The organism is Vibrio sp. V30_P3S12P165 (genome assembly GCF_009904905.1).
Classification (GTDB): Bacteria; Pseudomonadota; Gammaproteobacteria; order Enterobacterales; family Vibrionaceae; genus Vibrio; species Vibrio fujianensis.
Window position 1 is genome coordinate 76,472 of record NZ_WXWH01000077.1, and the last position, 12,631, is coordinate 89,102.

The 12,631-nt window shown below is 45.1% G+C and carries 11 protein-coding genes and 15 tRNA genes; 20 read left to right on the forward strand and 6 right to left on the reverse strand.

The genetic code is table 11. The features are described 5' to 3' along the window. Window positions 1-4 precede the first annotated feature (4 nt). The 5 genes from CAG57_RS15255 to hemA are packed head-to-tail and all read right to left on the reverse strand — an operon-like array spanning window position 5 to window position 4,467. Window positions 5-814, reverse strand: coding sequence for a SirB1 family protein (locus tag CAG57_RS15255; RefSeq protein WP_161427189.1), 810 nt, complete (start codon window positions 812-814; stop codon window positions 5-7). A gap of 21 nt (window positions 815-835) precedes the next feature. After that, window positions 836-1,219, reverse strand: coding sequence for a SirB2 family protein (locus CAG57_RS15260; RefSeq protein ID WP_099611561.1), 384 nt, complete (start codon window positions 1,217-1,219; stop codon window positions 836-838). 16 nt (window positions 1,220-1,235) lie between these two features. Further along, on the reverse strand, window positions 1,236-2,078 hold the full coding sequence (prmC, locus tag CAG57_RS15265) for a peptide chain release factor N(5)-glutamine methyltransferase (protein ID WP_099611562.1): 843 nt from the start codon (window positions 2,076-2,078) through the stop codon (window positions 1,236-1,238). Window positions 2,079-2,081: 3 nt separating this feature from the next. Beyond that, window positions 2,082-3,170: a peptide chain release factor 1 gene (gene prfA, locus CAG57_RS15270; RefSeq protein ID WP_099611563.1), complete on the reverse strand. Its 1,089-nt coding sequence runs from the start codon at window positions 3,168-3,170 to the stop codon at window positions 2,082-2,084. A 37-nt stretch (window positions 3,171-3,207) separates the two neighbouring features. Next, entirely contained in the window at window positions 3,208-4,467 is a 1,260-nt protein-coding gene (gene hemA / locus CAG57_RS15275; RefSeq protein ID WP_161427190.1) for a glutamyl-tRNA reductase, read from the reverse strand. Between the two features lie 333 nt (window positions 4,468-4,800). Here hemA and lolB point away from each other — a divergent pair, with 333 nt between their 5' ends. From lolB to CAG57_RS15375, 20 genes are all read left to right on the forward strand, one after another. Next, a complete protein-coding gene (lolB, locus tag CAG57_RS15280) occupies window positions 4,801-5,415 on the forward strand; it encodes a lipoprotein insertase outer membrane protein LolB (protein WP_161427191.1) in 615 nt (204 codons plus the stop codon). Beyond that, window positions 5,397-6,284 carry a 4-(cytidine 5'-diphospho)-2-C-methyl-D-erythritol kinase gene (gene ispE / locus CAG57_RS15285; protein WP_161427192.1) on the forward strand — a complete coding sequence of 296 codons (888 nt, stop codon included), beginning with the start codon at window positions 5,397-5,399 and terminating at the stop codon, window positions 6,282-6,284. The genes lolB and ispE overlap by 19 nt, the downstream gene beginning before the upstream one ends. Before the next feature lie 29 nt (window positions 6,285-6,313). Next, window positions 6,314-7,258, forward strand: a complete 945-nt coding sequence (locus tag CAG57_RS15290; protein WP_099611567.1) for a ribose-phosphate pyrophosphokinase — start codon at window positions 6,314-6,316, stop codon at window positions 7,256-7,258. Window positions 7,259-7,403: 145 nt separating this feature from the next. Then, window positions 7,404-7,994 (forward strand): aminoacyl-tRNA hydrolase, encoded by a 591-nt coding sequence (pth, locus tag CAG57_RS15295; RefSeq protein WP_099611568.1) that lies wholly within the window; start codon window positions 7,404-7,406, stop codon window positions 7,992-7,994. A gap of 11 nt (window positions 7,995-8,005) precedes the next feature. Continuing rightward, the gene (gene ychF / locus CAG57_RS15300) at window positions 8,006-9,097 is read left to right on the forward strand and encodes a redox-regulated ATPase YchF (RefSeq protein WP_161427193.1); all 1,092 of its coding nucleotides are present in this window, start codon (window positions 8,006-8,008) and stop codon (window positions 9,095-9,097) included. Between the two features lie 291 nt (window positions 9,098-9,388). Then, window positions 9,389-9,465: transfer RNA gene (locus CAG57_RS15305), tRNA-Met, on the forward strand. Window positions 9,466-9,509: 44 nt separating this feature from the next. Then, window positions 9,510-9,594: transfer RNA gene (locus CAG57_RS15310), tRNA-Leu, on the forward strand. Between the two features lie 36 nt (window positions 9,595-9,630). Then, window positions 9,631-9,705, forward strand: a tRNA-Gln gene (locus CAG57_RS15315). 79 nt (window positions 9,706-9,784) lie between these two features. Continuing rightward, window positions 9,785-9,861, forward strand: a tRNA-Met gene (locus CAG57_RS15320). Window positions 9,862-9,906: 45 nt separating this feature from the next. Beyond that, window positions 9,907-9,991: transfer RNA gene (locus CAG57_RS15325), tRNA-Leu, on the forward strand. 25 nt (window positions 9,992-10,016) lie between these two features. Next, window positions 10,017-10,101: transfer RNA gene (locus CAG57_RS15330), tRNA-Leu, on the forward strand. Between the two features lie 38 nt (window positions 10,102-10,139). Further along, window positions 10,140-10,214 (forward strand) — tRNA-Gln (locus tag CAG57_RS15335). 40 nt (window positions 10,215-10,254) lie between these two features. Next, window positions 10,255-10,341: transfer RNA gene (locus CAG57_RS15340), tRNA-Leu, on the forward strand. A gap of 13 nt (window positions 10,342-10,354) precedes the next feature. Continuing rightward, window positions 10,355-10,429 (forward strand) — tRNA-Gln (locus tag CAG57_RS15345). A gap of 45 nt (window positions 10,430-10,474) precedes the next feature. Continuing rightward, a tRNA-Leu gene (locus tag CAG57_RS15350) sits at window positions 10,475-10,559 on the forward strand. Window positions 10,560-10,593: 34 nt separating this feature from the next. Next, window positions 10,594-10,668 (forward strand) — tRNA-Gln (locus CAG57_RS15355). A gap of 45 nt (window positions 10,669-10,713) precedes the next feature. After that, window positions 10,714-10,798: transfer RNA gene (locus CAG57_RS15360), tRNA-Leu, on the forward strand. A gap of 13 nt (window positions 10,799-10,811) precedes the next feature. Then, window positions 10,812-10,888: transfer RNA gene (locus CAG57_RS15365), tRNA-Met, on the forward strand. Between the two features lie 77 nt (window positions 10,889-10,965). Beyond that, window positions 10,966-11,040: transfer RNA gene (locus tag CAG57_RS15370), tRNA-Gln, on the forward strand. Between the two features lie 45 nt (window positions 11,041-11,085). Further along, window positions 11,086-11,170: transfer RNA gene (locus tag CAG57_RS15375), tRNA-Leu, on the forward strand. A 191-nt stretch (window positions 11,171-11,361) separates the two neighbouring features. Here CAG57_RS15375 and CAG57_RS15380 read toward each other — a convergent pair. Then, complete coding sequence (locus CAG57_RS15380; protein ID WP_099611570.1) at window positions 11,362-12,495, reverse strand: flagellin; 1,134 nt, start codon at window positions 12,493-12,495, stop codon at window positions 11,362-11,364. Window positions 12,496-12,631: the final 136 nt, after the last annotated feature.

Sequence of the window (12,631 nt, forward strand, 5' to 3'; positions counted from 1 at the left end):
GTGATTAATGCAACGTCACTGGGTGATAAGTGAGTGCATTCATTTGATTTTTTAACAATTCAACCGCCGGATCTTCAGGGCAATGTTGAATAAAATATTGGTAATCCGAGAGTGCAACCTGATGGCAATCCAACTGTTGATATATAAAGCCACGATCTCGAATTTCATACGGATCGTCAGGCACAAACGTTAACGCTAAATTGGTACATCGCAGAGCTAGAGTATACCGCTCTTCTCGCAGCAGTGCACTTTTCAATAATGCTAACCAACGGCCAATAATTGTTGGATGATCTGCAGGAATCAAATGTTGCGGCTGTAATTGAGCTAATGGCCCCTTATGCCCCACCAACCAAGCATTTAAAACATGGAAAGAGACATACTCACCTGAAAAAGGGTTCAGATACAAAGGCTCTTCTTCTGGCCAACGGACTTCCAGTAAAAACTGAGTCGGAAACGTAATGCCACGTACCGGAAAATCGAGCTGCCGTGCAAAATAGAGTAATAAAGCCCCTAAACTTACCGGAATGCCTTGGCGGCGCTCCAATACCTTATCAATAAAACCATTTCGTGAATCAAAATAAGCGTCCCTATCACCACAAAAGCCCCATTGACGATAAAACAGCGTTAATAACGCCGCAAAACGTTGTTTCGGTTCAAGGTTAGTGGCTAACGCTTCCTTTGCCTGTTGCAATAATCTTCGTAACTCAGCCAGAGCCCATTCCACTTTCGTCTCCGGATTGATGGCTTTATTTAAAGCGAGAGCACCTTCGACTAGCTCCATCGCATCAAAATCTTCATCAAATAGGTTCAACATACCTTGCTCTAGTCCATAAAATTAACTAAAAAATATAGGAGCCTTACTCATCGCCACTTTACCGGCCATCACTAACCATCCCATCGCTCCGAGAAAGGCAAAAGTGCGCAATAACTTATTTCGACCAAATTTAAGTGCAAAAAAGCCCAATGCAATATACGCAAGGACACAGGTTAACTTATCGGTCATCCAAGGCGCAGCCGAGGTATAAGGGATAAACCCCGTGATCACGATTAACCAAATGCCGCTAAACAAGAGCAAGCTGTCATTAACATGAGGGAAAACCTTGAGAAATTTGTGCTGCAACCATGGTGAGTCCATCATCATGAGCAAATAACGAACCGTCAATAAAAAAGCACTGAGTGCAATCGTCAATAAATGGAGATGTTTGAGTCCTTCGTACATATTGTCCTCTTAAAAATCAAAATCGAGCCAATGTCACTCGGTCATTACCCGCATAATCTTGCTCTGTCGTTATGTCTTGATAGCCCAACGCTCCGAGAATCGCCCGTACCGCTGCACCTTGTTCACAGCCGTGTTCAAATAGCAGCCAACCGGCATCCAATAGATAATCTCTCGCGGTTTTTGCGATGTATTTAATATCGGCTAATCCATTATCTGCGGCAACCAATGCGCTTTTCGGTTCAAAACGCACATCGCCTTGGACTAAATGGGGATCGTCCGTCTCAATATAAGGCGGGTTGGAAACGATCAAAGCAAACTTTATACCGCCTGCTAGTGGAGTAAACCAACTTCCCTGTAAAAATGTGACATTGGTTATTTGCAAACGTTGGCTATTTTCTATCGCCAATTGCTGCGCTTCACGCTGTAGATCAATACCAATGATCTGACGTGTAGGTAATTCAGATGCCAATGCTAGCGCGATCGCTCCAGTTCCAGTTCCAAGGTCAAGAATCTGCCCATCAATTTGTTGCGACTTTTCAAGTGCTAACTCGACTAAACGCTCGGTATCTGGCCGAGGAATTAACGTTGAAGGAGCCACTTTTAACGGCAATGACCAAAATTCTCGCTCACCAATAATATACGCGACCGGCTCTCCGCTCAGGCGTCGAGTTAAAAGCGCATCGAACTCAGATTGTTGCTCGAATGTGAGCATTTTCTCCGGCCAAGTTAATAAGTAAGAGCGAGGCTGTTGTAATACATGGCAAAGCAATACCGCAGCATCGAGCGACGGCGAATCACTGCCACTCTCCGCTAATCGTGTCTTGGCTAGGGCTAATAATGCCCCAATATTCATCGACATCCGTTAATTTTGCTCAGCCAAGGCGGCTAATAAATCCGCCTGATGTTCTTGTATCACAGGATCCACTAAGGCTTGTAGATCGCCCTCCATGACTTCACTTAAGCGATAGACGGTTAAGTTAATACGGTGATCCGAAACTCGTCCTTGCGGATAGTTATAAGTACGAATACGGTCACTGCGATCCCCTGACCCCAGTAGGTTACGTCGGGTATCCGAAATTTCAGCCGCTCGCTTTTCTTCTTCGGCTTTAGCAATACGAGCCGCCAAAACCGACATCGCTTTCGCTTTGTTTTTATGTTGCGACCGTTCATCCTGACATTCCACCACAATACCAGTAGGCAAGTGAGTAATGCGAATAGCAGAATCGGTCGTGTTCACGTGCTGACCGCCGGCACCCGATGAGCGGAAGGTGTCAATTTTTAGATCAACCGAACGAATTTCTGGTATTTCTGTTTCAGGGATTTCAGCCATCACCGCGACGGTACACGCCGACGTATGCACTCGGCCTTGAGATTCTGTCGCCGGAACCCGTTGCACACGGTGACCACCAGATTCAAATTTTAGAATACCATACGCACCATCACCACTGACTTTGGCAATCATCTCTTTATAGCCACCATGTTCCGCTTCACTGGCCGACATCACTTCAATTCGCCATCCTTTCTTCTCGGCAAATCGGCTATACATACGGAACAGATCACCAGCAAAAATACCCGCTTCATCGCCGCCTGCACCGGCTCGAATTTCTAAGAAACAGTTGCGATCATCATTAGGATCTTTCGGTAATAGCAGAACTTGTAGCTCGTCACTTAAACGTTCAATCGATGCTTTAGCAACTTTGATTTCTTCTTGCGCCATTTCACGCATTTCAGCATCGTCTTCATTGGCCATCTCTTCGGCAGCCACTAAATCCTCTTGGGCTTGCTGGTAAGCTTGGAAACATTGAGTAATTTCTTCCAGTTGTGAGTACTCTTTCGAGAGGGTACGAAATTTATCTTGATCACCGATTACGGTTGGATCACCCAATAAGTGTTGCACTTCTTCATAGCGCTCCACCAGAGATTCAAGCTTAACTAAAATCGATGCTTTCATAGTGTCTTCTTTATAAAAATAGGTAAGGAATGATAACTTATTGTGGGTCATCAAGACCCAAACTTTGCCTAATAATCGCAAGTTTTGCAGGCTCACCCTGCTCTGCAGCCATTTGCAGCGCTCGAGTCGGCGTATGAATCAATTTATTGGTCAACTTATTGCTGAGTTCGATCAACAATTTCTCAGCATCGACACCAGCCGCCAGCGCTTGTAAACTCTTGCTTAATAGCTCTTCTCGAATCTCACTCGCCGCTTTACGATAGTCACGAATACTGTCAACCGCCTGTAAGGAACGCAACCAACTCATAAAATCAGCGCTTTCTTCACTCACAATCACTTCAGCTTGAATCGCTTCAATTTTTCGCTGTTGTAGGTTGCTATCGACGATCGACTGCAAATCATCGACCGAATAAAGATACGCATCATCCAAATCGCCAACCTGAGACTCAATATCACGAGGAACCGCAATATCAATCAATAAAATAGGCTGATGACGACGTACTTTAAGAGCACTTTCAACCATCCCTTTCCCGATAATGGGCAGTGGACTTGCTGTTGAACTAATCACAATATCCGCCTGCGCTAAATAATCGGGAATTTCATTCAACGTAATCACATCAGCATCAAAATGCTGTGCTAACACGTTTGCCCGCTCTAGGGTTCGGTTAGCGACCATCATCCGTTTACAGTGATGCCCAGCCAAGTGCTTAGCAACCAACTCGATCGTTTCCCCTGCACCGACTAACAACACGGTTGCATCAGCGAGCGATTCAAAAATATGTTTTGCCAAAGTACAAGCGGCATAGGCCACAGAAACGGCATTACCTCCTATTTCTGTTTCTGTACGTACACGCTTAGCAACAGAAAACGCTTTTTGGAATAGCTTTTCTAGTGCCGAATCCACCATATGGTTTTCTTTGGCATCTGCATACGCCTGTTTGACCTGCCCCAAAATTTGCGGCTCGCCCAAGACGAGTGAATCCAACCCACACGAAACGCGCATTAAATGGCGAATCGCCGCTTGCTCTTCGTGAATGTATAGGCTGGGTTTTAACTCCTCTGGATTAACTTGATGAAATCGCGCTAACCATTCAATCAACTTATTCTTACTGGCTGATTTCACATCACAATATAGCTCTGTTCGGTTACACGTAGACAGGATAACGCTCCCGTTTACATAAGGATGATCCGAGAGCTCGCGTAATGCTTCAGACAGCTTATCGGGTCCAAAAGCCACTTTTTCTCGTAACTCAACCGAAGCTGTATTGTGATTGATACCAATAGCAAGCAAGGACATCTATCGAGGATTCTCAGGTAAGAAATGGATTAAGCGACGAATTTTACTTGATGCACCAAATGATTGAAAGGGTCGGCGGGATTTGTTTTTCTGAGTTCGTGACATCAATGATATAGTAAGCGCGACTTTCAGACTTAAAACACGTAAAGTGAATCATCAGTCTCAACATATAAGTTGGTATCAATATAATAAAAGTGAGTACCAATACAGCAATGACTTGCCCTATCCCAATACTCATGCGATAGGTAAATACTCATAGGATAGAGAACTGGCGACACCTGACCACAAACGAGATAACAGATACGTTAAGCATGGATAAATAACGAAGACACTATGACCGCTAAAGCACAAATTTTTCTGTTGTTTTTTTTCATTATTACCTTCACTGGCTGTAGTACTATCTCGCAGCCGATAAGTGAGGTCCAATGGCAAACACATCAGGATCAATTAAAAAAAATCAAACACTTCCAACTGGTGGGAAAGTTAGGGTATCGCTCTCCAGAACAACGGCAATCCCTTCACTTTCAGTGGCAAACCGACAGCAACGGTACTCAGTTAAGGCTTACGACCTTTCTCGGACAAACCATTTTAAACTTGTCGTTCAATGAACACGGAGCCCAGGTTCTGACTCATGATGATCGCCTCTATCAAGCGACCAGCGCTCAACAATTAGTTCAGCAATTAACGGGCTTAGACCTCCCCATCGAATTATTACAAGAATGGATATTGGGTCTACCATCCCAAGCCGATCAGTTTGATCTCAACAGCCATAATACGTTGGCTTGGTTAGATAAAACCATCGAACAACAGACTTGGCGAGTGAACTATCAGCGTTACCGTGAATACCCATGGCAACAAATAACCTTGCCTTTGCCTGAAAAACTCACACTATCCCAAGAGTCGACTTCTATTAATTTGGTGATATCTCAATGGACGTTAACCCCATGAATCCGAATTCCACGACTTGGCCTTCGCCCGCTAAACTCAATCTTTTCTTGTATATTAACGGACAACGACCTGATGGTTACCACGAATTACAAACTCTGTTTCAATTTCTCGATTATGGCGACCAGCTCACGATTACGCCAACGTCGGATGGTATCATTCAACTGACCCCACAACTGGCCGGTGTAACAGAGCAAGATAATCTTATTTGGAGAGCAGCAACTGCCCTCCAGCGTCAAACGGGCTGCTCACAAGGCGCTCGTATTCAACTCACAAAACGATTACCGATGGGGGGAGGTATTGGCGGCGGCTCATCGAATGCGGCAACCGTGTTGGTAGCTTTGAATTATATCTGGAACACTGGGCTAAGCGATATACAACTAGCAAACATCGGGCTCACCTTAGGCGCGGACGTTCCGGTATTCATCCATGGAGCCGCCGCTTTTGCTCAAGGCGTTGGCGAACAGTTGCATCCGATTACGCTTGATGAAAAATGGTTTTTAGTTATTCGCCCCAAAGTCAGTATCGCGACGAAAGATATTTTCACCCATCCTTATTTATCGAGAAACACGCCAAAGCGTGATTTAGCGACCCTTCTCGCCATGAAATACGAAAACGATTGCGAAAAAATTGTCCGAATGCTTTACCCAGAGGTTGATAAGCAACTTTCATGGCTGCTACAATACGCGCCGTCAAGATTGACCGGGACGGGGTCTTGCGTTTTTGCTGAGTTTTTGAGCAAAAAAGATGCAGAAGCTGTCCTTGCCAGGCTCCCTGACGATGTCTCGGCGTTTGTGTCCCAAGGGCGCAATATATCACCGCTAAAAGAGACGCTGGCTGACTACCAATCAGCCCACACCCAACCTAATTAAAAACTGGACGCAACCCTGAGGTTTCCACCGTGCCTGATATGAAGCTATTTGCTGGTAACGCCACACCTGAACTAGCCCAACGTATTGCTGATCGTCTATACATCTCCCTTGGTGATGCTACTGTTTCACGTTTCTCTGATGGAGAAGTGGCAGTGCAGATCAACGAAAATGTTCGTGGTAGCGATGTATTTATTATTCAATCGACTTGTGCGCCAACCAATGACAACCTAATGGAATTGGTGGTAATGATTGACGCAATGCGCCGCGCTTCTGCAGGCCGTATTACTGCCGTTATTCCCTATTTTGGCTATGCTCGCCAAGATCGCCGAGTTCGCTCTGCACGTGTACCGATCACGGCAAAAGTTGTTGCCGATTTCCTTTCTAACGTAGGCGTTGACCGCGTATTAACCATTGACTTACACGCCGAGCAAATCCAAGGCTTCTTCGATGTGCCCGTTGATAATATTTTTGGTACACCTGTGTTACTCGAAGATATGAAAGCACGTAATTTAGAAGATCCCGTTGTGGTTTCTCCTGATTTAGGTGGTGTTGTTCGTGCTCGAGCAACGGCCAAAGCACTCGGTGATATTGATATTGCCATCGTTGACAAACGTCGTCCGCGTGCCAATGTTTCTGAAGTCATGAACCTAATCGGTGATGTTGAAGGGCGCGATTGTGTGATTGTTGATGACATGATCGATACCGGAGGTACATTGTGTAAAGCGGCTGAAGCTCTGAAAGAGCGCGGAGCTAAACGAGTTTTTGCTTATGCAACCCATGCCGTTTTCTCTGGTAATGCCGCGAAAAACATCAAAAGCTCAGTTCTCGACCAAGTCATCGTTACCGACTCCATCACCTTATCAAAAGAAATGGCAGCAACCGGAAAAGTTTCTCAGTTAACCCTTTCTAGCATGCTGGCTGAAGCTATCCGTCGCATCAGCAACGAAGAGTCTATCTCGGCGATGTTTAACTAAACGTTCAACCGTTCATACTATAATCACGCCTCATCGATGATGGGGCGTTTTATTTCTCGCGCACTGACCGCAAAGGCCATCTCGCCCAACGACTCTTTTCTATGCTATCATACCGCGCTTTTTCGTTTGCTAAGGGATCCAAACCTTGAGTCAACCAATTAAATTACTTGTCGGGCTAGCCAACCCGGGCCCTGAGTATGTTAATACTCGGCACAATGCCGGAGCATGGGTGATAGAAGAACTGGCTCGAGTCCACCACTGCGTCTTGAAAAGTGAACCGAAGTTTTATGGTTTAACAGGCCGGATTATGGTGCATGGTGAAGATCTACGCTTACTGATCCCCACCACGTTTATGAACTTATCCGGTAAAGCCGTTGCTGCGATGGCAAAGTTTTATCAAATCAATCCAGAGCAGATCATGATTGCCCACGATGAGCTTGATCTCCCCCCTGGTATTGCTAAGTTTAAGCAAGGTGGTGGACATGGTGGTCACAATGGCTTAAAAGACACCATCAGTAAACTGGGCAATAATAAAGAATTTTACCGTCTTCGAATTGGCATTGGTCATCCGGGACATAAAGATAAAGTAGCAGGCTATGTGCTAGGCAAAGCTCCAAGCAAAGAGCAAGAGTGCATACTAGCAGCGGTGGACGAATCGGTTCGCAGCCTAGATATCTTACTCAAAGATGGCCTAACAAAAGCGCAAAATCGCTTACACACGTTCAAAGCTGAATAAGGTTACAAAGCATGGGTTTTAAATGTGGCATTGTTGGTTTGCCTAACGTTGGTAAATCAACTCTTTTTAATGCACTAACAAAAGCAGGTATTGAAGCGGCAAATTTTCCGTTTTGTACCATTGAACCAAACACAGGTGTTGTTCCGGTTCCCGATCTACGTCTTGACGCATTAGCAAAAATCGTCAAACCACAGCGCATCTTACCGACCACAATGGAGTTTGTTGATATTGCCGGTCTTGTAGCGGGAGCATCAAAAGGGGAAGGGTTAGGAAATAAATTTCTAGCCAATATCCGAGAAACCGATGCCATTGGCCATGTCGTACGTTGTTTCGAAAATGAAAATATCGTACACGTTGCAGGTAAAGTATCACCACTTGAAGATATTGAAGTCATCAACTTAGAACTAGCTCTGGCCGATCTAGATAGTTGTGAACGAGCCATTCAACGCCAAGTAAAACGGGCGAAAGGTGGTGATAAAGAGGCGAAGTTCGAACTAACCGTTTTGGAAAAACTGTTACCCGTTCTAACTGAAGGCGGCTCAGCTCGTTCTGTATCGTTAACCAAAGAAGAACTGTCAGCGGTGAGCTACCTAAACTTCCTAACGCTTAAGCCTACGATGTACATTGCCAATGTTAACGAAGAAGGATTCGAAAATAACCCTTACCTTGATGCCGTTCGGGAGCACGCTGAAAAAGAGCAAGCCTCTGTCGTGGCAGTTTGCGCCTCGATTGAATCAGAACTATCTGAATTAGAGGATGAAGAGCGGGATGAATTCCTCGCCGATTTAGGTATTGAGGAACCCGGATTAAACCGAGTCATTCGTTCAGGTTACGAATTGCTTGATTTACAAACTTATTTTACGGCAGGCGTCAAAGAAGTAAGAGCATGGACTATTCCTGTCGGTGCGACTGCGCCACAAGCTGCAGGGAAAATTCATACCGATTTTGAGCGTGGTTTCATTCGTGCTGAAGTGGTCGGTTATGATGATTTTATCCAATACAATGGTGAAAGTGGTGCCAAAGAAGCCGGAAAATGGCGTTTAGAAGGCAAAGATTACATTGTCAAAGACGGCGATGTTATTCACTTCCGTTTTAATGTATAACTTTATTTTTCATCAAACAGCCAACCTCGCGTTGGCTGTTTTTCTTTTATCGATGCAATAATAATTGCAAAGTTGTATTGAGTTAAAAGCAATCACCTTGTCGCTTTACCCGCTGTTTTTGATCAGAAACAACGCTCTTTGTTTAAAAAAAACTCGAACGGTTGATTTAAGAGAATTTATTCAAAAAAACTATTGACGCTCTGAGGCCATATCCGCATAATGCGCACCGTTCTCAGCGATAAGGCAATACCTCACTGAGAACGGCAATGGTAAATAAAATACCCTTGTTTTGGCTACGTAGCTCAGCTGGTTAGAGCACATCACTCATAATGATGGGGTCACAGGTTCAAATCCCGTCGTAGCCACCATTTCCTAAATGTTCTTTTGTTTATTTAGAGTTTTTAGGAAAGATGCGGAAGTGGCGAAATTGGTAGACGCACCAGATTTAGGTTCTGGCGCCGCAAGGTGTGAGAGTTCAAGTCTCTCCTTCCGCACCATAATTAGGCCTGGCTTTAATAAAGCAAGGTGGCTGTAGGTCTATCGCCAAGCGGTAAGGCAGCGGCTTTTGATGCCGCCATTCCCTGGTTCGAATCCAGGTAGACCTGCCATTATTCCTTATGTTTCAATGTGTAAAAACCATTGGAACTCAAAGCGAGATTGTATTATAGTTTCTCGCTCTGAAAAGATGGCTACGTAGCTCAGTTGGTTAGAGCACATCACTCATAATGATGGGGTCACAGGTTCGAATCCCGTCGTAGCCACCATTATATTAAACGTTATTTATAATAAATGACGATTAATAATGAGACGCGGAAGTGGCGAAATTGGTAGACGCACCAGATTTAGGTTCTGGCGCCGCAAGGTGTGAGAGTTCAAGTCTCTCCTTCCGCACCATCGTCTCGTTATGAATAAAGAATTTGCGGAAATGGCGAAATTGGTAGACGCACCAGATTTAGGTTCTGGCGCCGCAAGGTGTGAGAGTTCAAGTCTCTCTTTCCGCACCATATTAAAGGTTATCAGTTTTATCACTGCTGACTGATGTAGGTCTATCGCCAAGCGGTAAGGCAGCGGCTTTTGATGCCGCCATTCCCTGGTTCGAATCCAGGTAGACCTGCCAATTTATTTAACTCAATACTGTCAAAGCATTCACTGAATTTGCGGTGGTGGCGGAATTGGTAGACGCGCTAGCTTCAGGTGCTAGTGTCCGTTAGGACGTGAGGGTTCAAGTCCCTCTCTCCGCACCAAGTTCAGTATTACAGGTCTATCGCCAAGCGGTAAGGCAGCGGCTTTTGATGCCGCCATTCCCTGGTTCGAATCCAGGTAGACCTGCCATTTACAACGATGATTCGACTCACTCGGATTATCTATAAAATTTGTGCGGAAGTGGCGAAATTGGTAGACGCACCAGATTTAGGTTCTGGCGCCGCAAGGTGTGAGAGTTCAAGTCTCTCCTTCCGCACCATGCTTTTAACATGCATAGCCTGGCTAGCATCTGCAGGTCTATCGCCAAGCGGTAAGGCAGCGGCTTTTGATGCCGCCATTCCCTGGTTCGAATCCAGGTAGACCTGCCATTTACAACGATGATTCGACTCACTCGGATTATCTATAAAATTTGTGCGGAAGTGGCGAAATTGGTAGACGCACCAGATTTAGGTTCTGGCGCCGCAAGGTGTGAGAGTTCAAGTCTCTCCTTCCGCACCATTAATTATATTATGGCTACGTAGCTCAGCTGGTTAGAGCACATCACTCATAATGATGGGGTCACAGGTTCAAATCCCGTCGTAGCCACCATTTTTTGAATATTTAGTCATATTCAAAGTGCAATGAAGTTATTTTTGTTGCTAATGTTGATTGATTCAACAAGTTACAGGTCTATCGCCAAGCGGTAAGGCAGCGGCTTTTGATGCCGCCATTCCCTGGTTCGAATCCAGGTAGACCTGCCATTTACAACGATGATTCGACTCATTCGGATTGTCTATAAAATTTGTGCGGAAGTGGCGAAATTGGTAGACGCACCAGATTTAGGTTCTGGCGCCGCAAGGTGTGAGAGTTCAAGTCTCTCCTTCCGCACCATTAATAAACAACCCAGCTTAAGCTGGGTTTTGTTTTATCTAACATTTGAAGATATCTTACCGTTTATCGTTTATCACTATATTTATCTTTTCTTACCATCTACTGTAAGAAACACTTCGACTACAAATAACAAATCGAAGGAATAAAAAATCCAGCCGAAGCTGGATTTTTGTGTTATTTCTTTCTTTTCATTAACCTAATAGGCTTAAAGCCGCATTAGGTGCTTGTTTCGCTTGCGCAAGGACTGAGCTGGAGGCTTGTCCAAGAATTTGCGCTTTGGTCAAGGCCGTCGTTTCTTTCGCAAAGTCGGTATCTTTAATCCGGCTCTTCGATGCATTCACATTTTCATTAATGTTTTCTAGATTATTAATGGCATGTCCGAAACGATTTTGGAATGCCCCCAATTCTGCACGGTGACTATCGACATATTTCAACGCTGCATCGACAACGGCCACCGCTTCTTGCGCACCACCTACCGTGGTTACATCAAGATCATTAATGGTGACTTCTGATGGGCCAGACATCCCCAAATCGGTTGCTAACCCCCCACCGAAGGCGACCGTTTCTACGCCATCTTTGTTGCTGGCAAAAACTTGTAATTTACCCTCTTCATTAACAGATGCTTGTACTGCATCCGTTTGACCGTTGATGTAAGTCGCTAATTCTTCGATATCATCACCCGCTTTTGCGTCGATGGTGATCGGGTCGGCTGCACCGTTAATCGTGATGGTTAATTGATCGCCAGCGGCCGCACGCCAGTCTTTCCAGCTTTCACCGCCAGCTCTGTCTTGCGCGACGTAGCTCTTACCGCCCATCATTTCATTATCGCTACGCATATCTTTCATGGTGAGCATCACTGCTTCACCACTTTGCGAGCCGATTTGGAATGCTTTAGTTTGGAACGTGCCATTCAGTAGTCGGTTACCGGCAAATGAGGTCGTTTCTGCAATACGGTTCAACTCTTTATTAAGTGCGCCGACTTCTTCTTGAATCGCAACACGCTCAGATTTTGAGTTAGAGCCGTTGGCCGATTGTAGCGATAGATCACGCATCCGTTGTAGGATGTTGGTGGTTTCATTCATCGCACCTTCGGCGGTTTGCGCCATTGAGATACCATCATTCGCGTTACGCACCGCAACATCTAAACCACGGCTTTGTACATTCAAACGGTTAGAGATTTGCAAACCTGCCGAATCATCTTTAGCGCTATTAATTTTAAAACCGGATGATAGACGCTCCATTGAAGTTTGTTGTGCGCTGGTTGCGCTGTTTAGGTAACGTTGTGCCGTCATCGCTGACACGTTGGTATTTACATTGACCGCCATATTGGTGTCTCCTATTCGTTTTTAGACGTAGCGGAACTGCCCGAACGGTTTCCGACGTCTCGGAATACCACGTAGTTCTCTCAAAGTTACTTCTATTAACGACTCATAGAGATATTTCTTTAACGAAATTATGCTT